Genomic DNA, 21,168 nt, shown 5'->3' on the forward strand with positions numbered 1-21,168 from the left:
TATTATGACTACAAATCAAGATTATTTTAAAATACTCTGCCGTAATTCTCGTAAATGCTTTAACGGAACTAATTGTAAATGATCCGGGGTTTCTTTTAATGCCGTATAATTTGCTGCCGGCAGATAAACTGTTTTAAAACCCATTTTAGAAAGTTCCTGCAAGCGCTTTTCGATTTGCGGCACCCGCCTGACATCCCCGGTTAAACCAACCTCACCAATCGCCGCTGTTTGCGGGGAAACCGGGCTACTGTACAACACGGAGAAAATCGCCAATGCCACGGCCAAATCAATTGCCGGCTCGGTAATACGCAAACCACCTGCGACATTGACATACACATCCTGCTCAGCCACGCCGACTCCCGCGTGTTTCGCAAGAACGGCCAACAGCACCGTTAATCGGTTTTGATCATATCCTACAGCCGTACGTTTTGCATATCCAAACGCAGTAGGATTGGTCAATGCCTGTACCTCGGCGAGCAGCGGACGGATCCCTTCCAAGCCGGCAAATACCACCGTGCCGATTTGCGCTTCACTACGATCGGCGAGCAACATGCGTGACAAATCGCTGACCGCGGCAAGGCCGTCTGTTTGCATACTGAACACACCGCTTTCCGCGGTATCTCCGAAACGGTTTTTGGCAGCACGTAAAACACGCAACGGATGCCCTGCTTCTCCTTCCAAATACAAGACCGTATCGACCATATGCTCCAAAAGGCGCGGTCCGGCAATATTCCCCTCCTTGGTGACATGACCGATAATAATAACCGCCGTACCGGTCTCTTTTGCGAAATGCAACAGTGCCTGCGTACATTCTTTGACTTGGCTGACACTGCCCACTATGCCGTCAGCATCCGACATCTGCATTGTTTGAATGGAATCAATAACAAGAACATCGGTCTCCAGCCGTTTTGCTTCGGCCAGTACCTGTTCCAAATCAGTCATGGAAAGAAGGTAGCAATTGTCCGTGGGTATACCCAAACGCTGTGCCCGCAGTAACACTTGGGACGCAGACTCTTCACCACTGGCGTATAAAACGGAGTGACTTTCCGCAAGAACAGCGGCTACTTGCAAAATCAGTGTGGATTTACCGACGCCCGGATCTCCGCCGAGTAGGATCAGGCTTCCCGGGACAATGCCGCCCCCTAACGTCCTGTCCCATTCACGATCACCGATCGGCCAACGTCGAGTCGCATCGGCATTAACTTCACTGAACCGCAATGCACGCGTGTCCGAGGTCGCCTTCACAGTATGCGAAGTTTTCGCACTCACTACGCGCTCCTCAAGCGTATTCCACGCACCGCATTGCATGCATTGACCGCTCCAACGCAACGTTTGCGCGCCGCATTCCGTGCAATAAAATACAGTTTTATTTTTCGCCATTACATTCCTCTTTTCTTCCCTTTAGTCTAGCATAGCCGACGTGTGGTTGAAATAGCAAAAGCCGGTAGAAAATCTACCGGCTTTTCATTATTCTTCTGCACTCTCGGAATGTCTATCCGACGTTTCCGCATCCGAGCTGTTTTTCATTACTGGTTTCGATGTAAATCGCAATGTATCATCATCATTTTTATCTGCTACAACGGTACCGCCCAGCTTCAAATTCCCGGCTAAAATCTGTTCGGCAATCGGATCTTCGATGAATTTCCGAATAGCTCGCTTCAGCGGTCGTGCTCCATATTGAGTATCGCTGCCTTTTGTAATCAGAAAATCCTTGGCCGCCGGCGTTACTTCGACCGTCATTTTCTGTTCGCTCAGGCGACGGTTCATCTTTGTCAACATAATATCGATGATATGTTCCAAGTCCTTTTTTTCCAGCGGGTGGAAAATAATGATATCATCAATTCGATTTAAAAATTCCGGACGGAAAAAGCGTTTTACTTCGTCCATGATTTCTTTACGTGACGTTTTGGCAATTCGTTCGCTTGAGGTATCGTTATTTTTTCCTACCAAAAAGCCCATTTCCGCAGAATCATTCTGTAAGTGCCGTGAACCCAAATTACTGGTCATAATAATTACGGTATTACGAAAATCGACAGTACGTCCCTGACTGTCCGTCAGCCGCCCGTCGTCCAATACCTGTAAAAGGATGTTGAAGAAATCGGCGTGCGCTTTTTCCACTTCGTCCAGCAAAATAACACTATACGGACGACGACGTACCGCATCTGTCAGCTGACCACCTTCTTCATAACCGACGTAACCGGGAGGTGCCCCGACAAGACGGGAAACAGTATGTTTTTCCATATACTCGGACATATCCAAACGAATCAAGGAATTCTCGTCCCCGAACAGATTTTCTGCCAATGTGCGTGCCAGTTCGGTTTTACCGACACCGGTCGGTCCGAGGAACAGGAAGGAACCGATCGGCCGTTTCGGATCTTTCAAGCCGGCGCGGGCACGACGAATAGCTTTCGCAACCGCCTGTACAGCATCCTCCTGACCTACAACACGCGCATGTAAATCTTCTTCCAAATGCAGCAATCGTTCGGTTTCTTCCTGCTGCATTTGTTTTAACGGAATACCGGTCCAGCTTGCGACGACTTCTTCAATATCCGACTTGTTGACGACCAAATTATCGGCATCCCCTTTATTCCAGCCGGATTTAATTTTATTCAACTCATCCTGCAACTCGTGTTCGCGATCGCGCAATTGAGCGGCACGTTCATATTCCTGCGAAGTTACTGCTTCTTCCTTTTCTTTCAATACCTTATTAAGCTCTTCTTCTTTCGATTTAATGTCGGGAGGTGTAGCCGCGGCCGCAATGCGTACTTTGGCCGCTGCTTCATCCATTACGTCGATGGCCTTATCCGGTAAGAAGCGATCCGCGATATAGCGAGACGAAAGTTGGACTGCGGCATGAATCGCTTCATCTGTAATTTTAGCTTTATGGAACCCTTCATAGCGATCCCGTAATCCTAATAAAATCTGTTCCGCATCTTCTTCAGTCGGTTCACCGACTAAAACCGGCTGGAAACGACGTTCCAAAGCAGCGTCTTTTTCGATATGTTTTTTATACTCGTCCAACGTAGTCGCACCGATACATTGCAATTCTCCGCGCGCTAAAGCCGGCTTCATAATATTGGCCGCATCCATAGCACCTTCCGTCTTACCCGCACCGATTAAGGTATGTAATTCATCAATAAATAAAATCCACTCTTCATGTTTACGTACTTCGTCAATAATTTTTTTCAAGCGTTCTTCAAACTCCCCACGGTATTTAGTACCCGCGACCGCCGATGACATGTTCAGCGAAATAATTTTACGATTTCTCAAAATTTCGGGCACATTGCCTGACACAATGCGTTGCGCAAGGCCTTCCGCAATTGCTGTTTTACCTACTCCCGGCTCACCGATCAGCACCGGATTGTTTTTTGTGCGACGGCTCAAAATTTGAATCACTCGCTCAATTTCTTTTTCACGACCGATGACGGGATCGATTTTGCCTTCTTCCGCCATTTTATTTAAATCGCGTGCATACTCACCCAAGTCACCCAAATCCGAATTGGTGTCGCCGGCTTCCTGATCCGTTTCCGTGCCGAGATATTTCTGAAATGCTTGGGTCAGCTCTCGACCGCCAATACCAAGTTCCTGCAACATCCGTACCGCGATACCGCCACTGTCACGCAGAATACCCAAAAGTAAATGCTCAGTACCGATATAATTTTGTCCTAAACGAGCTGCTTCCCCAACTGCACTTTGCAAGACACGTTTAGTGCGCGGACTCATGCCGATATCTGAAGACGGATTTGCCGAACGATTCCCAAGCAACATGGAACGACCTTTTTCAAGCGTAAAGCCGACTTCATTTAACACTTTACCGCCGATGCTTTTCGGCTGTGAGGCTATCCCCAATAGGATGTGTTCCGTACCGACGACATCTGACCCCGCTTCCATCGCGGTTTCTTGCGCATAGGTCAGTGCTGCTTTTGCGCTCTCCGTTAATTTATTGTTCATAGATTTTCACTCCTTTACTTTGTTGTCTAATGTTTCGCGAACGACGGCTGCTCGCCAGCGATCACGTTCCGTTTCATTAAGTGTTGCCGTGTTGGCATAGCGGCTGAGAAAACCCGGACGTGTCGTAACCATCATCTCGCGAAATAAATTTTCAGGAATATGCGGCAGCCACCCCAAGATGCGCCCCAATTCCACAGTGCTTAATAATGTCAAGGCTTCGTGTCCCGATAGTTTTCGAGCATATCGTAAAATGCCGTACGCGCGCCAAATTTCATCGCGCAGTTCCACCATCTGTGTGTGACGCAACTCTTCCCGCGCCGCCGTTTCTTCTTTTACCAGCTGATGAGTCAGGTTCGTTAAATTTTCTACAATTTCTGCTTCGCGGATTCCCAGTGTGACCTGGTTAGAGATTTGCAAAATATCTCCCAGCATCTCCGACCCTTCACCGTAAATTCCGCGCACAGAATAACTGAACTTCAAAATACCCTGAATAATCCGCTTGATTTTTTTAGTCCTGACTAATGCCGGCACATGCACCATAACCGAGGCCCGCATCCCGGTACCGACATTGGTTGGGCATGCCGTCAGATAGCCCCATTTATCTGCAAACGCAAAGTTTATTTTGCTTTCCAACGCGTCGTCTGCACGGTTGGCTTTTTCCCACAATGATTCCAGCTGTAATCCACCGGCTAACATTTGTAACCGAAAATGATCTTCTTCATTGACCATAAACGTTATATCGGCCGTTTCATTGATTACGATACCGCGATGTGCCGGCACGGAAATCAGTTGCGGGCTCACTAAATGCTTTTCCAGCAAGATTTCACGGTCGACACGATCCAGATCTGACATTTTTATGTACGTCATCTCTTCTTGATACTCTTCGCTAAGCGATTGCTTGGCCTCATTGGCTGCCATTTCCACGGCCATCAATTCACTTTCGTTGGCCATGTTCGGAAATTGAATATTGGCAATATTACGCGCTAAACGAACTCGGCTGGAAAGCACGACATCACTATCTGGGTGGCTTCCTTGAAACCACGGCTGAGCGGGGCTCATCAAAACATTTTGAATATTCATTTCTGCCCCTCCTCCGTCTTTTTTGTTGGCGGCTCATGTTGCAACGCGTAGATTTCATCGCGCAGGCGTGCCGCCTCTTCATATTCTTCTTTTTCCAGCGCAGTATCCAGTTGCTGCTGCAACCGCTTAATCTGATGATTGGTAGTAAAAACACCGGACCCTCTTGAAGGCACTTTACCGACATGGTTCGTCGCTCCCTGCAACCGCTGCAATAAAGGCAATAAAGAATCGGCAAAAACTTCGTAACACCGGGCGCAGCCAAGACGTCCGCGTTCATTAAATTCCGCCCACGTCAAGCCGCACTGCGGACAACATTGTGCCTGCTCCGGTCGACCTTGTTGCGGATTTACCAAATTTTTGAAAAAATCGGTATCCCATAAATCAAACGGGCTCTGTGTCCATTGCGGCAGCTCTCCTGTCGCTTGCGCACATTTTTCGCAAAGATGTCGCTCTTCTTTATGTCCGTTATGAACTTGGGTGACATGCAAAACAGCTTCATTCTTATGGCAACGATCGCACTGCATCATCACTCACCCTCTCCCTAAAAAAGTTGATTAATTCGTTTCTGTAATTGCAACATGAGATGCATTCGCATATTACCTTCGGTTTCTTGCCAAATCGTCACAAATGCTTCATGTAAAATTTGCGCTTCCCGGCGGGTGATCACCGCTTCCTGCAATAAATTATATAATCCTTTATCGATATCAGCGATCGTCAGCCCGGCATCATCTTCTCCGACTGGCGGGCGAATAACTGTGATTCGAATAAAACCTCCCAAGCCGCGGCGTGATTCCACGCTAAAACCCTTTTCCGGAGAAAAGCGCGTACTTAATACATAACTGATCTGCGACGGCGCACAATCCAATGCATTTGCAATCTCTTTGCGTTGTAATATAATTTCCTGTGTTTCTTCTTCTAAAAATCGCCGCATAATAAACCGCTCAATTCGATCGGCTACCATCTTGCCCATAGAATCACCTCACCTACATAGTTATTGACTTTTTGTCTTTATAGTCATTATAACTGACCTTTTGACTTTTTGCAACTGTTTTTTATCTTTATTATGTTTGCTATAATAGAAACATAGAAAGCAGGTGAATATATGGGGCTATCTCTAGGCAAACATATTCTGATTGACTGCTATGGCTGCCGAGTTTCGCTGGTCGATAATTTTCCCGACTTACTGGATACCATCCACACGGCGATGGCATATCTCGATTTAGATTTATATGATACCCATGTACATAAATATGATGAAGCGCTCGTTGTGATTGCAATCGGCAAAGACAGTCACGTCTGTCTGCATTCCTACCCCAACTTGGGATACGTTGCGGTGGATGTCTTCACATTCCGTACAGATGCAAATCCTACGCAAACGATGAAAATATTCCGGCGTCAATTCCGGCCGGACAAAATTCGTGCAACCAGCATCAAGCGCGGCAAGGTTGATCCCAATCGAGATATGAAACCGAAAACAAAATCACATACAACACAATGGCGGCGTGTCAAAACTACCGGTGCGCAAATAAAAAAAACACGCGACAAGGTTCTGAACGTCTTTCGACCTCATCGTAGTGATGATGAAAAGTAGAGTAATAAAAAAGACCAACCAAGGTTGGTCTTTTTTATTACTCTTGTTTTTACTCAATCGAAATAAAGAACGGATACAACGCTTGACCGCCATATTGTAATTCCAAATCGATATTCGTATGTTTCGCTTGGGCTTGGGCCAATAATTCATTGGCCTGAGTTTCATCCAGATCGGCGCCGTAATAAAGTGTAACCAATTCGGCATCCGGCTGCATACTCACCAACTTTTCCAACACGCCGGCCAGCACATCGGAAAGTTCGGCGGCGGTAATCACACGTTCGCCGGAAATAATGCCCATATAGTCATCTTTGGTAATTTGGACACCGTCTACCGTGCTGTCGCGCACCGCTTGCGTAATGCCTGCCGCACGGATGTGTTCAAGCTCTTCGCACATGCGTTCTACATTGCTTGTTACGTCACTATTCGGATCATATTGCATAGCTACCGCAGCACCCTCCGCAGGATTTGCAGTCGGTACAATTTGCAATTTTTCGCCAAGAATTTTTTGCGCCTGTTTAGCGGCAAGAATGATGTTTTTATTATTCGGCAAAATAATATAATTATCCGCGTAAAGAGAGTCCAGCGCTTGCATAATTTCCTGGACGGAAGGATTCATGGTTTGCCCGCCGCTCAATACTTCGGCCTGCATATTTTTCATAATTTTTTCCCAGCCGTCGCCGGATACTACCGCTAATAAGCCTAGCGCCTTTTTCTCGGTGCTGCGAGCGATATTTTTATTTCGTTCAAATTGGTCCATCATGTTATCCACTTTGATATCATGCAATGTGCCCCAATCTGCTGCCATATCCAATACCCGACCCGGACGTTGTGTGTGAATATGAACTTTTAACAGGTTGGTGCCTTCGGCAACAACCATCGATTCGCCCCATGCCTCCAGTACTTTCCGCGCCTCTGCCCCTTTGACTTTAGCCGGTTGGAGAATAAATTCGGTACAATACGGATAATCGATCGAGAACGTTTCACCTTTCACTTGCAGTTTTTTTACGGTGGCCGGTACCTGTTCCTGAGTAATGCTTACTTCGCCTGTCAATCCGGCCAGACATCCTTCCAAGAACAGCAATAGGCCTTGTCCACCCGCGTCCACCACATTCGCCTCTTTTAAAATCGGTAATTGTTCAGGCGTCTGTGCCAATGCTTCCTGACCGCTTTGAATCGCTTTACGCAAAACGTTGCTGAAATCACGCTCGGTACGAGTTACGTCACGAGTTCCCTTCGCAATGCCTCGCGCGACTGTCAAAATGGTACCTTCGACCGGCTTTACGACCGAACGATACGCATATAAAATCCCATATTGAAATGCTTTTCCCAGCTGACGAGAAGACGCCTGTTTTTTACCGCGCAGACCTTTCGCCAAACCCTGGATAATTTGCGATAAAATGACCCCCGAGTTGCCGCGCGCACCCATGATAGCACCGGTGGCTGCCGTTTCCGCAATGACTCCGATAAATTCACTGTCATTATTGACAATCATGCTGTACATCGAACGTAATGTGTTCAGCATATTGGTACCGGTATCACCATCCGGAACGGGAAATACATTTAATTCATTGATCTTTTCATAATTCTCTTTAAATGCCTGATAAGCGCCAATCAGCATTTGTTTATAATGTGTGCCGTCAATTTCACTGTACATGCGTGTCCTCCTCGGTACCGTCTTCATGTTCCCATTCCAACATTAAACTGACCACTTGCGGTCCTAAGTGTGCCCCTAGGACCGGCGATCCTTCCGAATGAGTAATAGTGACATCAGGAAGTTCGCTTTCCAATTCTCTCTTGAATTGGCGTCCCAGTTCATCCGCTAAAACAGTGGCGACGTGAAGACGTTTTATAGGACGAGACATCGCTTTTTCTTTCATTTTTTGCATCGCCCTTTTTGTCGTGCGTACTTTGTCAAGTATACCAATTGCATCCGACTCGAGGTAAAGAATAGGACGGATTTGTAAAATCGAACCGACTAAACTTGCGACTTTGCCGATACGACCGCCACGTTGCAAATATTTTAAATCGGTGGGCACAAACATTGTAATCGAATTAGCAATATTTTCATGCAGTTGCGCCACAATAGTGTCGAAATCTTTACCTTCTGCGATCATGGCTAGCGCTTCTTCCACCAAAATCTGCATGCCGCCATTGGTAGAATGCGAGTCGATCACTGCAATTTGTTTCCGCTTCGATTGCTTCGCTGCGACCCGGGCCGTCTGCGCGGTACCGCTGACGATCTTGCTAATCGTGATAATGATGATTGGATCCTCTTCAGGAATCGAATTAAAAATTTGCATCCATTCGCCAATAGACGGCTGACTGGTCAACGGCTGAATTTTTGTAGCTTCATAGCTTTCAAAAACTTCTTTCGTACTGATACTGTTGTCATTCACAGTTTCACCGCCCCCAAGTGAAATATACAGGGGGATCATATGCAGATTGTCATGACGAGCCACAAATTCATCATTTAAGCATGCGGTGGTGTCACAAATAATATGAATCATGCGCATCTCCTTCACTTTCTCGTAACGCTCTTTGGGCGTTTTCCTTATTATTGTACATTATTATGTATTTCGCAACAACTTTTACACTCTGCGAAGATGTTGTTCATAATATTCGACGGGAATTCCGTTAGCTGCCAGAATGTATTCCAACAGCTTACCGCGTTCATGCGCAACACGCATGGCCGGCACTTCAAAGGGGTCCAGCGAAACATGCACCTCGTCACCGTCAGCAAAATAACCGATAACGCCTTCCCCCAGCACTTCATCCAGATTTTTACGCTCCACCTTTGTGCAAAAGCTTTTTAATACTTCCGTAGCTGCTGTTGCCATTGCTTCGCGCATTTCGCAAAACTGTTCCGCCTGATCCTCAGGAATCGGAAAACCGCCTACATCTACCATCTTTTCTGTACTATTCAACATAATTGTCTCCTTAGCGTATAATTGTAAATCCGCGACCTTGCGGATCGGGGGCTTTGCCCGTAATGATTTTTTTTATCATTGCAAATGCCTGTCGCCCCTCTGCCACGAGAAAGTGAGGATAAATGTGGAACATTCCATTATGTTCGTAATAATTGATCGGTACATGCGCTAATGTAGCTTGATTTCGTAATGCCAATGCATTCGGATACAGCGTATCCGCTGTTCCTGTGAAAACACTCAATCGCCCGATACCTGACAAATTTCCGTATAAGGGACTATACCGCGGGTCATCGTAATCTTGATTGGGCACCGCCATCGCGGCACATTCACGTAATGCTTCCACGGATATAAAAGGATCATCCTGTTCATAGATATCGAGGCGTTTATCCGATACGTTCATATCCACCCAAGGCGAGATCAAAATTAAATTTTCCGGAGCCGGTACGCCGCTTGCAACAGTTTCCTGCGCTAATCGTAACGCTAACGAGCAGCCCGACGAATCCGCTATGATATGGATCCTGGCCTCCTTGGGAATTGTTTTATACCAGCGTTGATAGGAAGCGAGAACCGCCTGAAAACCTGCTTCCATATTTGCTTCCGGCAATAGCGGATAAATCGGCAGGGCGAGTTCCGCCCCCAATGACGACGTGATTCGATCGGCGAAAAGCCAGTACAGGAAATACATCTCCATTAGAAAGCCGCCGCCATGTACATAGTACAAATACTGTTTGTTATTTTCTCTTGATGCCGCAATACGGACAGTACGAATGCCGTCCTTTGTCGTATCGCTTACTTCGTGGCGTTGTGTTAGCCAATGCGGTACGGTGGCATCCCACACCAACTGTCGCTTGATAATCCAACTCAGGATATCCCCGTCAGTCCATTCCGTCAATGCCTTCACACCGCTTAAGCGTAACAACCATTTGACCGCTCGACTGCGCGAACTTTCCGCTACGTTATTCATCCGAGTGTCACCACTGTCACGCCGCTGCCACCGGACACTGCCGGTGCAAATGAAAAGGATTTTACATAAGGAATTTTGCGTAATTGCGCGTGAATCCCTTTGCGTAATGCGCCGGTACCTTTCCCATGAATAATTTCCACCGAGGTCAAACCTGCCAGCATCGCCGCATCCAAAAAAGCGGCTACTTGCGGTTCGGCATCCGCCACCGTCTCTCCGATCAGATTAATGCTTTGCGCCGCCATACGCATTTTCGGAGCTACTGTCGTGTTGCGAATCCGTTCTTTTGTTTTTACTTCCTTTGGCTTTGCTTCTTGCGGTAACGGGTAAAATAAATTTCTGGCCGCCACCGTAATCGGCAGACCGGCTAAATCAACTTTGAACTGTTTCCCCTGGATATCAATCACAGTGCCTACCTTTTCCAACGTATCTACATACACCGCTTGCCCGATTTCGATCTTGCGAAGCGGGATTTTTGTTCGTTCATTCGCGCTCGGTATAGACAAACGGTCAATCGCTTGCCGCTTCTCATCAACGACCGCCTGCTGTTTATCTTTTGCCTCTTTAGCGCTGCGTTTCAAATCTTTAATGATTTGTTCGGCATTTACTTTAAGCTCACGCTTTAATTGCCGCGCATCATCACGTGCTTTCTGCAGAATGGCTTGCTTTTTACGTTGCAATTCCTGGTTGCTTTCATTCCATTTGGCATGCGATTTTTCCGCTTTGGCAAGCCGCGTTTGCAAGTCTTCCTCCATACGGGAAAGTTCGCGGCGTTTATGATTCAGTTCTTCGAGTACCTTTTCCATTTCATAATACGCGGAAGCTTGTTTCAATTCCTGCGCGCGAGCCAATACTTCAGGAATCATGCCAAGACGTTTTGTAATATTGAGCGCCTGACTGTTCCCTGCGATACCGATCTGCAAACGGTATGTGGGTGTAAGTGTCTCATCATCAAATTCAACATGCGCATTTTCCATGCCGGGATGCGTATAAACGTACTGCTTTAATTCACTGTAATGCGTAGTTACCATGGCGAGTGACCCCAAGCGATGGAAGTACTCCAAAATCGCAATCGCAAGTGCCGCACCTTCCACAGGATCCGTTCCTGATCCCAACTCATCCAACAACACCAGATCGTTACTGCCTGCATCTTTCATAATTTGAATCAGACGGCTCATGTGTCCGGAAAACGTGGACAGATTTTCCGCCATATTTTGTTCGTCGCCGATCGCCACCCAAATATTTTGGAATATAGGTAAAACTGCACGTCCCGCAACAGGGATAAAAAGTCCCGCTTGATTCATCGCCGCTACCAGACCCACCGTCTTTAGGGCAACCGTCTTGCCGCCGGTATTCGATCCGGTTACCACCAAAATCGAATACCCTTTACCGATTTCAACAGTGATGGGTACTGCACTTTGTTGGGATAAAAGCGGATGGCGAACGGACTCTAAAATAATTTCAGCATCAGCGGCAGGTTGCGCTGACCGTCCGTGATCCTCCGCCGCAAGGTAGCCTCGTGCCAAAATGAAATCCAGCTCTGTGGTACATTTTTCTGTATGCATCAACGGTTGCGCGACCCGGGCCACCTGTTCGGAAAGCACTGTCATTAGCCGCACAATCTCCGTATGCTCCGCCAAAGCTGCTTCTTGCAAATCATTATTTAATTCTACGGAAACGAGCGGTTCAATGTAAAGCGTTTGCCCGGTTGCGGAACGATCATGCACAATCCCCGGTACCGCATATTTATACTCCGCTTTAACCGGTACAACATAGCGCTCATTGCGCTGTGTGACCAACGCTTCCTGTAAATATTTAGTAGTGGTACGATCCTGGATCATTGCTTCCAGTGAATGTTTCACGCGTTCCTGCAACCGTTCCTGAGTACGACGCAATTGATTCAACTTAGGACTTGCGGTGTCGCGCATCCGTCCACGTTCATCAAACATCGTCTCAAGCTGTGCCAAAAGTTGCGGCTGCGGCTCAATCTCTGCCGCAAGCGCTGTCAAACGAGGCGTTTCCTGCGCCGCCATAAAGCGGTCGCGAATTTCTTGATAGGCTTCCAGTGACGAGCGAATCGCCAGCACTTCTTCCACCGTTAAGATCCCTTTTTTCTGCGCTCGTTCCAGTGGCTGACGAATCATCCGCAAGCCTCCGAAATGCGGTGCCTGTGCATTTTGAATCAGCAGTAATGCCTCCGCTGTTTCGGCTAAGCGTCGTTCAACCTCTCTCGGATCACTGCTGGGATACCATTGCAGCGCCCATTCCTTGGCACCGTTCGATGCGCAACGTTCTCGTAACCGTTCTTGAATTTTTCCGTAATCTAAGGCCTCTAACGTCTTACGTTCCATTACATAATCCCTCGTTGCAAATGTCCGCGCGTTGCCTGCGGGAACACTCCATTCGTAAACTCGGCGCCTTGTAACCATAGCGCCGCGTAAATTTTGACCGCTTGCGCCAACTCATTTTGTGAAAGCACTGCCGCATCTATGACCACTTTGTGTACACCGTATTGCGAGAGACGGACGAGCGCTGGCGCCATATCTGTAGGCACTGAATTAAAAATATGCATGCGCCCGAACTGATCCGTCTGCAAGGGAAATTCTTTTCCCAATCGATCCCGCAATGACCAATCCCGTACTCCATGATCTGTACCTTTTTCGTCTCCATAGGCGCTATACAAATTATTTTCGGTCACCATTAATTCGGTGCGACCGCAGGCGTATACCCCCAATGAGCCGTCGTATTGGCGTAGAATTCCACGAATTTGTGCCAATGTAAGCTCCTGTGAAAGAAAGATGGCGCTCGCACCATGTTGTTGCCAAAAGCGCAACGATTCCTGATTAAACACATTCAGCGTCGGCGCTACATAAAAGGGCATCTGCGGTGCGAACTCTGCCAATCGTTGCGCATCACTGTACGCGTGAATCAAAATAAAATCCGGTTGTGCAGCAGCCATATCTTGAAGCATGCGGTCAACTTCAGCGGCTTCTTTTTGTCGCGTCAGACGCGGCATAGCCAGACCTACGCGAGCATGATGTTGTCGCGAACGCATTACTACTTGAGCATAATCTTGCGTGGTATACGTTTCGCCGGTAAATATATCGCCGCCAAAAATAATTTCGTTGGCTTTTTCCGTTAATGCCGTTTCCACTTCTGCAAGCGTTCGTGCTCGTACTGCTACACTTTTGAGCGATGGTAGCACATGCGGTTTTACTCTGTCGTAAACCGTCGGTACCGCCTGAAAATGACGTTCTTTATAGGTTTGTAAAATAGCTTCTGTTAATGCTGTCTGTGCTTGCGTACGCACATGATTCAAAACACTTTTAGGCAGCATAAAATGGCCTTCCGTTAAGGTCACACCCGCCAGTATAAAAGCGGTGTTGCCCAAACGAGAAAGTTGCGTTTTTACAAGATTCAGATCTGTCGGCTGTGTGCGCGCCATCGGTACGTTGAAATCACTTACAATTTCAACTGCAATGCCTTCTTCTGTACGAACCTTCATCCGCAGCGGTTCACCGACAACGGCATGCACATCCCAATAGGTAGGAATGGCGACGATATCCGCTGTAACATTTGCCGGCTGATCCGAAGATTGCCAATAAAGTTTTGTGTCTTCCTTTGGAAATTCGGCATAGTGGAAGTGCAACTCTTTTTTCCCAGATTGATACGTTACATCTTTACCGGCGACATAACATAAACCACCGTCTTTAGCGATATATTTATAGACACCGTTTGCGTTCGCCGGAATATGCGACATCGCAAACACTGCCAATTCCTTCGTTTTATCAATTTTGGTAAGAATACCGATCGGTTCGCCATGATAGTTCGGTGCAAAACGTGTTAAATAATCACGACCGACGGAGTCGTACCAATACGCTTTTGTAAAACCGCGATTAAAACTTTTAGCTAACATAGTTTGCGCGGCCTGCGCATTGATTTCACCGTCGATCAGTTGCCGATATGTTTTCACCGTAGTATATACGTAGGGAATTTGCTTCATTCGTCCTTCGATTTTAAGCGAGGCTACTTTAGTTTGCACAAGTTCCGCAATAACATCCGTTGAAATCATATCCTTGGGACTTAATACATATTGTTCCGCCGCAGGATTCTTACGTCCGCCGGACGCATCCACCAAGTCATACGGCATCCGGCAAGGCTGCGCACATGCGCCGCGATTACCGCTGCGGCCACCGATAAAGCTGCTCATCAGGCATTGACCGGAGTACGATACACATAGCGCACCATGAATAAATATTTCAATCTCAATCGAAGCCTGCTCTGTAATCTCTTGAATTTCCGCCAGGGAAAGTTCGCGCGCTAAAACAACTCGCGTAAAACCTTCCTTTGCTAAAAATTCCACACCGGCAAGATCACTTACCGACATTTGCGTACTGCCGTGAATAGCAAGCAACGGCGCTGCGCGACGAATGATTTGGGCAACACCGATATCCTGTACGATAACGGCGTCCACTGAAAGCTCCGCAAGCTCACGGATAAAATGTTTAAAATTCTCCGTCTCCGCATCCGCCACCAATATATTGACCGTCACATAAACGGCCACATCATGTAAATGGCACAACGTCACCGCTTCCCGCAGCTCTTCGTAATCAAAATTCACTGCACTTTGGCGCGCGCTGAATGCTTTCCCGCCGAGGTATACTGCATCAGCGCCGGCAGCAACCGCCGTTTTTAAATGTGCCAGCGACCCTGCTGGCGCTAATAATTCCATTATTTCACCTCTTCAAGTCTTTATTATAACATAGGTCTTTAACCCGGCCGTCAGCGCTGCAAATAAAAAAGAGTCGATGCGTCGACTCTTTTTTATTTGTGCCTTTATGCCAGTGACGCCAACAAGTCTTGCACTCTTGACAAAGCTTTGTCAGACTTCACTTTCGTGATTTCACCACTCCGACGAACCTTGATTTCTACTTCACCGTCTTCAACAAATGTTTTCCCGACGGTCACACGAACCGGATAACCGATCAAGTCGGCATCTTTGAATTTGATACCTGCGCGTTCTTTACGATCATCAAAGACCGTTTCGATGCCCGCCTGGGTCAACTCATTATATAATTGTTCCGCCGCCTGTTGCTGTTCTTCATTTTTGCTGTTAGCTGCTACGACGACCACCTGATACGGCGCAATCGCAACCGGCCAAATAATCCCATCGTCGTCATAACTTTGCTCAATTGTCGCCGCCATCGTCCGCGATACACCGATACCGTAACAGCCCATATAAAAGGGGTGCGACTTGCCGTTTTGATCCAGGAACATGGCGTTCAGCGACTCGCTGTACTTTGTGCCCAACTGAAATACCTGACCGACTTCAATACCTCGATCAATGGTAATATGACCGCCGCATTTCGGGCACGCATCTTCATCTGTAATCAGACGAATCGTTTCCACGCGCACATCGGGGAAATCCCTTTGCGGAATAACATGTCGGAAATGCATGTCGGTTTCGTTGGCACCGCTGACAGCATCTGTCATTTGCATAACTTTCGGATCTACGATGATTTCCAAATCATCCGACGGAGTCAAACCGATCGGGCTCAGATACCCCGGAACAAGGCCAAGAGCCTGTAACTCTTCATCGCCAGCAAGCGGCAACTCGATAGCGCCAACCAATCCAGCCACGCGCACATCATTGACTTCTGCCGCGCCCGGAACAACGGCCATGACCAATTTCTTTTCTGCCTGATACATAACGACTTTAATCGTTTGTGCAGCATCAATTTGTAAAAATTGACACAATGCCTCGATGGTTTTCTGATTGGGTGTCGCCACTTTTTCGAGCTCTACGCCGGCTGCTTCGCTTTCAATATCCAGTGTTTGCGGACATGCGACTTCGATATTTGCCGCATAATCACAATCATGACAACGTACAACAGCCGCTTCGCCGGACTTGGCAAAAGCCATAAATTCATGTGAGCCGCTGCCGCCGATGGCCCCCGAGTCCGCCTCTACCGGTCGAAAATCCAATCCGCAACGTGTAAAAATGCGACTATACGCATCATACATCTTTTGATAGCTGACTTTCATGCCTGCCGGGTCAGCATCAAACGAATAGCCGTCTTTCATAATAAATTCGCGGCTTCGCATTAATCCGAAACGAGGCCGAACTTCATCGCGATATTTATTTTGAATTTGATACAAAGTAAGCGGTAATTGTTTGTACGAAGAAACATCCATTTTGACCAGCGTGGTTATCATCTCTTCATGCGTCGGTCCGAGGCAAAACTCCCGCTGATGCCGATCTTGAAGACGGAACATCTCTTCACCGTAGGCACCCCAGCGTCCCGATTCCTGCCAAATTTCTGCCGGCTGAATAATCGGCATCATAATTTCCTGCGAACCGATAGCATCCATTTCCTCTCGCACGATCGTTTCAATTTTACGCAACGTGCGCCAAGCCAGCGGCAAAAATGTATATAAACCTGCGCTGAGTTTACGGATAAACCCCGCACGCAACATCAGTTTGTGACTCATTACCTCCGCATCTGCCGGCATTTCACGTAACGTGGGACTATATAATTGAGATGCTCTCATACCTTTTTCTCCTCCGCTAGATATTGATTAATTTCTTTCATCAGTTCGTCGACTAAATCATCCTCAGAAACAGTACGCAACACTTTGCCTTTTCGGAACAAAACGCCTTGACCGTTGCCGCCGGCAATTCCGAAGTCCGCTTCGCGAGCCTCCCCAGGACCGTTGACGACGCACCCCATGACGGCTACACGCAACGGCGTTTTAATACCTTCCAGACGTTTTTCGACTTCCGCTGCCATCTGAATTAAGTCGACTTGACAACGCCCGCAGGTCGGGCATGAAATCATGACCGCCCCATACGTAGAATAACCGGCTGCCTGTAAAATCATTTTCGCAACCTTTACTTCTTCTACGGGATCGGCTGTCAATGACACACGAATCGTGTCGCCGATACCGTCAAGCAAAAGAGCACCAATCCCCATCGCCGACTTAATACTGCCTCGCATCACCGTCCCGGCTTCCGTCACGCCCAAATGGAGCGGATAATCGCATTGATCGGCAAGCGTTCGATACGCTTCCACCATCATAGGAACATCCGTGGATTTCAGTGAAATTTTCATTTCACGATAATCGGCCTGCTCCAATATCCGAATATGTTCCAACGCAGAAGCTACCATTCCCTGTGCGGTCGGATGGCCACCGTAGGATTTCAAAATATGCTCCGGCAATGAGCCCGCGTTAATACCGATACGAATAGGAATTCGTTTCGGTTTGGCTTTCTCGACTACTTTCAACACATTTTCCATGCTGCCGATATTGCCGGGGTTTATCCGCAAACCGTCAACGCCGCTGTCAATTGCATCCAGGGCCAAGCGGTAATCAAAGTGAATATCGGCTACCAACGGCACGCCGGTTTGCGCTTTGACCTGCTTCAACGCGAGCGCGCTCGCCCGATTCGGCACCGCCAAACGCACAATGTCACAACCGGCATCCGCAAGTTCATTGATTTGCTTTACCGCCTCTGTGATGTCCGTCGGGGTGAACGTCGACATCGATTGAATAGATACCGGTGCATCCCCGCCGATCGCTACTTGTCCTATATGAATTTGTCTTGTTTTTCTTCGTGTCATCCTATCACTTCATGTCATTTCAAAAATCGTAAGATATCGTTACTCGTCGCATAAATAAAAAGTGCGCCCAAAAGAAACAGTCCCGTCATCTGAATATAGTACAGGTATTTTGGTGGTAATTTTTTACCGATAATACCCTCTACCACAATCAGCAATAAATGGCCACCATCCAACAGAGGCACGGGCAATAAATTAAGCAGGCCCAAGTTAAGGCTCAATACGGCGGTAAACATCAATAAATTGGCAAACCCGGTACGCGCAATGTTTCCTGCCATTTGCGCTATACCGACAGGTCCTGCCAATTCGCTGCCGGAAACTTTCCCGGTAATCAGCTGACCGATGCCTTTCCACATCTGCGCTGTTAAGTTCCATGAACGTTCTGCACCGTACTGAACGGATTCGAACAAGCCTACCGGCCGCGTTTCAATGACGGGAAGGATACCGAGTACTACACGTCCGTTATCGCTTCCGGGGATCACTTGTAACGTCAGCGGTTCATGGTTACGTTCAACTCGTAACGTAACCACTTGTCCGCCCCATTTTTGCATATGGGGAGAAATCTCATTCCATTGCCGGATTGGCTCCCCCTGAATCGCTACAATGCGATCGCCGAGCGCTAATTGATGACTTGATGCAGGCGCCTGTGTAAGAACTTCACCGATGATCGGTTCATCACTCGGTGTAGAAACGCCGTACGCGCTAAACAGACCACTGATCAAAATAATGGCCAGAATAAAGTTCATAGCTGCACCGGCCACGATCACGATGAAACGTTTCCAAGCCGGTTTATATACGAAGGCGCGACGCGGATCGACTTGATCCTCCTCGACCTGCTCTTCCGTCATGCCTGCAATACGATTAAATCCCCCGAGAGGAACAGATCGTAAAGAGTACGTTGTTTCTCCCACACGCTTTGACCACAACTTGCTGCCGAAACCGACCGCAAACTCATCCACTCGCATGCCTGTCAATTTAGCCGTAATAAAGTGTCCCCACTCATGCACAAGAACAATCACGCCAAATACAAAAATGGTCGCGATAATAGTCAGCAAAGTATTCCTCCGTTATTTCGATAATGTCGCAATAAATCCCGTCACTCGCTTGCGAATGGCCCGATCTGCCGCCACAATGTCTTGCCAATCACGCAATGGTGTCGGCGTATGAGTTACGACCATTTCTTCCGTCACGGTAAAAAGATCTGTAAACGAAATTTTACCTGCAATAAACGCCTTCACTGCTTCTTCATTGGCCGCGTTATAAACTAATGTCGCCGATTGGCCCATGTGCCCTGCCTGATACGCCAGCGGCAGGGAGCGAAAAACATCTGTTGCCGGCGGCTCAAATTCCAGTGTACGCTCCGTATCCCAATCCAGCGGAGAATTATTGATCGTCCATCGCTCGGGATACGAAAACGCCAGCTGAATCGGCAATTTCATATCCGGAACACCCAGCTGAGCAAGCACACCGCCATCCCGCAAACGAATCATCGAGTGAACAATACTCTGCGGATGTACAACAACTTCTATTTTATCATAGTCGACGGCAAATAAATGATGGGCTTCGATAACTTCCAACCCCTTATTAAATAAGGACGCGGAATCAATCGTTATTTTTTGTCCCATCTGCCATGTCGGATGCTTTAAACAATCGGCAACGGTTACATTGGCAAGTTGCGCCGCACTATAGCCACGGAAAGGTCCTCCCGAAGCCGTCAATATGACATTTGCCAACGCGTCTTTGGGAACTGCCTGTAAACATTGAAAAATCGCGCTATGTTCACTGTCTACAGGATAAATGGTAACATCTGCCTCTACTGCTTTGCGGTTAACCAGATCGCCGGCGGCTACCATCGTTTCCTTATTCGCAAGAGCAATAACTTTGTGTGCATCAATCGCAGCTAACGTAGGCGCGATCCCAATAGCGCCCGAAATGGCTACCAAAACGATTTCGGCATTAGCTGCCGCAGCAGCTGCTGTTAACGCTTCCGGTCCGACAATAATTTTTGTCGGACCGGTATAAGTAGCTCGCAGCTGCTTCCCGGCTTCCCTATCCGTTACCGCAACCAGTTCAGGATGAAACTCCTCGATCTGCTGCCGCAATAAATCAGTGTTACGATGAGCCACCAATACGGTGGCCTGCAATTTATCCGAATGCTCACGAATAACTTCTAAAGCTTGCGTACCTATCGATCCGGTACTTCCCAATACCGCAATTTTTTTCATAAGTCACCTATAAAAAATAAAAGCAGCGAGTACAACACCGGTGTAACGAATAAAAGGCTGTCAAAACGGTCCAAAATACCGCCGTGCCCCGGCAATATATGTCCCGAATCCTTAACATTTACGTAGCGCTTCAAAAGCGATTCAAAAAGATCTCCTGCCGGCGCGACCATCGCTACCGCCATAGCTAAACCGAGTGCAAGCGAAAGCGGTACTTGACCGGCGTACGCATATATGAGCAATCCCACTATTGTAAAAAGGGCACCGCCGATAAAACCTTCAAGCGTTTTATGCGGGCTGATTTGCGGAACCACCGCTTTGGTTCCAAATCGTTTGCCGGCAAAATAAGCACCCGTGTCGCTCATCCACGTTCCCAAAAGCGCAAACCAGACCCAAAAAGTGCCGGAGCCGAATGCCGCTCCATGCAAAAACGACGCGCTACGCAACAAAAGCAAGGTGCTGAAACCGACACCGATGTACAACACGCCGCCAATAGTGAAAAACAGCGATAAAAAGTCTGGCGCACGTCGTAAACAAAATGCTACGAGGAACAGACATGGTAAAATCGCCGGCAAAAGAATCAATAAAAAGATACCGCCGACAGTCTCTGCACCGATAATCATCAACGTCATGACAATAGTCATCACGATAGCCGATGCATAAATTTGCCGTTGTTGCAAAATATGTTTATATTCCAATAATGCTAAAAAAGCTAAGCCCCATACCGGCAACGCCAACCAAATCCCGCCCCAATAGATAAACAGGAGAAAAGCGGCGGCACCGATAAGTGCTGTAATAACGCGTGTTCGTAACATAT

General features: G+C 47.7%; 17 protein-coding genes. 1 reads left to right on the forward strand and 16 read right to left on the reverse strand.

All coding sequences use genetic code 11. The annotated features are described in order from the left end of the window. Positions 1 to 21: 21 nt before the first annotated feature. The 5 genes from radA to KIB08_RS01075 form a co-directional block, all read right to left on the reverse strand. Complete coding sequence (radA, locus tag KIB08_RS01055; RefSeq protein ID WP_303988486.1) at positions 22 to 1,380, reverse strand: DNA repair protein RadA; 1,359 nt, start codon at positions 1,378 to 1,380, stop codon at positions 22 to 24. A gap of 87 nt (positions 1,381 to 1,467) precedes the next feature. Further along, entirely contained in the window at positions 1,468 to 3,951 is a 2,484-nt protein-coding gene (locus KIB08_RS01060; protein WP_303988487.1) for an ATP-dependent Clp protease ATP-binding subunit, read from the reverse strand. 6 nt (positions 3,952 to 3,957) lie between these two features. Then, complete coding sequence (locus KIB08_RS01065) at positions 3,958 to 5,031, reverse strand: protein arginine kinase (RefSeq protein WP_273259741.1); 1,074 nt, start codon at positions 5,029 to 5,031, stop codon at positions 3,958 to 3,960. Continuing rightward, positions 5,028 to 5,558, reverse strand: a complete 531-nt coding sequence (locus KIB08_RS01070) for a UvrB/UvrC motif-containing protein (protein ID WP_273259857.1) — start codon at positions 5,556 to 5,558, stop codon at positions 5,028 to 5,030. The genes KIB08_RS01065 and KIB08_RS01070 overlap by 4 nt, the downstream gene beginning before the upstream one ends. 14 nt (positions 5,559 to 5,572) lie before the next feature. After that, positions 5,573 to 6,001 (reverse strand): CtsR family transcriptional regulator, encoded by a 429-nt coding sequence (locus KIB08_RS01075; protein ID WP_273259742.1) that lies wholly within the window; start codon positions 5,999 to 6,001, stop codon positions 5,573 to 5,575. Between the two features lie 132 nt (positions 6,002 to 6,133). Here KIB08_RS01075 and KIB08_RS01080 point away from each other — a divergent pair, with 132 nt between their 5' ends. Beyond that, a complete protein-coding gene (locus tag KIB08_RS01080) occupies positions 6,134 to 6,622 on the forward strand; it encodes an S-adenosylmethionine decarboxylase family protein (protein WP_273259743.1) in 489 nt (162 codons plus the stop codon). A gap of 49 nt (positions 6,623 to 6,671) precedes the next feature. Here KIB08_RS01080 and KIB08_RS01085 read toward each other — a convergent pair whose 3' ends face one another. The 11 genes from KIB08_RS01085 to KIB08_RS01135 all read right to left on the reverse strand — a co-directional run bounded on the left by KIB08_RS01085 (position 6,672) and on the right by KIB08_RS01135 (position 21,166). Continuing rightward, a complete protein-coding gene (locus KIB08_RS01085; protein WP_273259746.1) occupies positions 6,672 to 8,276 on the reverse strand; it encodes a DAK2 domain-containing protein in 1,605 nt (534 codons plus the stop codon). Continuing rightward, entirely contained in the window at positions 8,266 to 9,129 is an 864-nt protein-coding gene (locus KIB08_RS01090) for a DegV family protein (protein WP_273259748.1), read from the reverse strand. Before KIB08_RS01090 ends, KIB08_RS01085 begins: the two co-directional genes overlap by 11 nt. An 81-nt stretch (positions 9,130 to 9,210) precedes the next feature. Further along, positions 9,211 to 9,549: a hypothetical protein gene (locus tag KIB08_RS01095; protein WP_273259750.1), complete on the reverse strand. Its 339-nt coding sequence runs from the start codon at positions 9,547 to 9,549 to the stop codon at positions 9,211 to 9,213. Between the two features lie 10 nt (positions 9,550 to 9,559). Continuing rightward, positions 9,560 to 10,513, reverse strand: coding sequence for an alpha/beta hydrolase fold domain-containing protein (locus KIB08_RS01100; protein ID WP_273259752.1), 954 nt, complete (start codon positions 10,511 to 10,513; stop codon positions 9,560 to 9,562). After that, positions 10,510 to 12,861 (reverse strand): endonuclease MutS2, encoded by a 2,352-nt coding sequence (locus KIB08_RS01105; RefSeq protein ID WP_303988488.1) that lies wholly within the window; start codon positions 12,859 to 12,861, stop codon positions 10,510 to 10,512. Before KIB08_RS01105 ends, KIB08_RS01100 begins: the two co-directional genes overlap by 4 nt. Continuing rightward, positions 12,861 to 15,242 (reverse strand): DUF3656 domain-containing U32 family peptidase, encoded by a 2,382-nt coding sequence (locus tag KIB08_RS01110; protein ID WP_303988489.1) that lies wholly within the window; start codon positions 15,240 to 15,242, stop codon positions 12,861 to 12,863. The genes KIB08_RS01105 and KIB08_RS01110 overlap by 1 nt, the downstream gene beginning before the upstream one ends. 104 nt (positions 15,243 to 15,346) lie before the next feature. Then, positions 15,347 to 17,062 carry a proline--tRNA ligase gene (locus KIB08_RS01115; protein ID WP_303988490.1) on the reverse strand — a complete coding sequence of 572 codons (1,716 nt, stop codon included), beginning with the start codon at positions 17,060 to 17,062 and terminating at the stop codon, positions 15,347 to 15,349. Beyond that, entirely contained in the window at positions 17,059 to 18,132 is a 1,074-nt protein-coding gene (ispG, locus tag KIB08_RS01120) for a flavodoxin-dependent (E)-4-hydroxy-3-methylbut-2-enyl-diphosphate synthase (RefSeq protein ID WP_303988492.1), read from the reverse strand. Before ispG ends, KIB08_RS01115 begins: the two co-directional genes overlap by 4 nt. 14 nt (positions 18,133 to 18,146) lie before the next feature. Further along, positions 18,147 to 19,184 (reverse strand): RIP metalloprotease RseP, encoded by a 1,038-nt coding sequence (gene rseP / locus KIB08_RS01125; protein WP_303988494.1) that lies wholly within the window; start codon positions 19,182 to 19,184, stop codon positions 18,147 to 18,149. A 12-nt stretch (positions 19,185 to 19,196) separates the two neighbouring features. Then, positions 19,197 to 20,354 carry a 1-deoxy-D-xylulose-5-phosphate reductoisomerase gene (dxr, locus tag KIB08_RS01130; protein WP_303988495.1) on the reverse strand — a complete coding sequence of 386 codons (1,158 nt, stop codon included), beginning with the start codon at positions 20,352 to 20,354 and terminating at the stop codon, positions 19,197 to 19,199. Beyond that, on the reverse strand, positions 20,351 to 21,166 hold the full coding sequence (locus tag KIB08_RS01135) for a phosphatidate cytidylyltransferase (RefSeq protein ID WP_303988496.1): 816 nt from the start codon (positions 21,164 to 21,166) through the stop codon (positions 20,351 to 20,353). The genes dxr and KIB08_RS01135 overlap by 4 nt, the downstream gene beginning before the upstream one ends. Positions 21,167 to 21,168 lie beyond the last annotated feature (2 nt).

It is taken from the genome of Negativicoccus succinicivorans (genome assembly GCF_018372215.1).
In the GTDB taxonomy this organism is placed as follows: Bacteria; Bacillota; Negativicutes; order Veillonellales; family Negativicoccaceae; genus Negativicoccus.

Bases quoted from the DNA above. Each gene is read 5' to 3' on its own strand.
- radA (WP_303988486.1), bottom strand. From the start codon at position 1,380: ATGGCGAAAAATAAAACTGTATTTTATTGCACGGAATGCGGCGCGCAA.
- KIB08_RS01060 (WP_303988487.1), bottom strand. From the start codon at position 3,951: ATGAACAATAAATTAACGGAGAGCGCAAAAGCAGCACTGACCTATGCG.
- KIB08_RS01065 (WP_273259741.1), bottom strand. From the start codon at position 5,031: ATGAATATTCAAAATGTTTTGATGAGCCCCGCTCAGCCGTGGTTTCAA.
- KIB08_RS01070 (WP_273259857.1), bottom strand. From the start codon at position 5,558: ATGATGCAGTGCGATCGTTGCCATAAGAATGAAGCTGTTTTGCATGTC.
- KIB08_RS01075 (WP_273259742.1), bottom strand. From the start codon at position 6,001: ATGGGCAAGATGGTAGCCGATCGAATTGAGCGGTTTATTATGCGGCGA.
- KIB08_RS01080 (WP_273259743.1), top strand. From the start codon at position 6,134: ATGGGGCTATCTCTAGGCAAACATATTCTGATTGACTGCTATGGCTGC.
- KIB08_RS01085 (WP_273259746.1), bottom strand. From the start codon at position 8,276: ATGTACAGTGAAATTGACGGCACACATTATAAACAAATGCTGATTGGC.
- KIB08_RS01090 (WP_273259748.1), bottom strand. From the start codon at position 9,129: ATGATTCATATTATTTGTGACACCACCGCATGCTTAAATGATGAATTT.
- KIB08_RS01095 (WP_273259750.1), bottom strand. From the start codon at position 9,549: ATGTTGAATAGTACAGAAAAGATGGTAGATGTAGGCGGTTTTCCGATT.
- KIB08_RS01100 (WP_273259752.1), bottom strand. From the start codon at position 10,513: ATGAATAACGTAGCGGAAAGTTCGCGCAGTCGAGCGGTCAAATGGTTG.
- KIB08_RS01105 (WP_303988488.1), bottom strand. From the start codon at position 12,861: ATGGAACGTAAGACGTTAGAGGCCTTAGATTACGGAAAAATTCAAGAA.
- KIB08_RS01110 (WP_303988489.1), bottom strand. From the start codon at position 15,242: ATGGAATTATTAGCGCCAGCAGGGTCGCTGGCACATTTAAAAACGGCG.
- KIB08_RS01115 (WP_303988490.1), bottom strand. From the start codon at position 17,062: ATGAGAGCATCTCAATTATATAGTCCCACGTTACGTGAAATGCCGGCA.
- ispG (WP_303988492.1), bottom strand. From the start codon at position 18,132: ATGACACGAAGAAAAACAAGACAAATTCATATAGGACAAGTAGCGATC.
- dxr (WP_303988495.1), bottom strand. From the start codon at position 20,354: ATGAAAAAAATTGCGGTATTGGGAAGTACCGGATCGATAGGTACGCAA.
- KIB08_RS01135 (WP_303988496.1), bottom strand. From the start codon at position 21,166: ATGTTACGAACACGCGTTATTACAGCACTTATCGGTGCCGCCGCTTTT.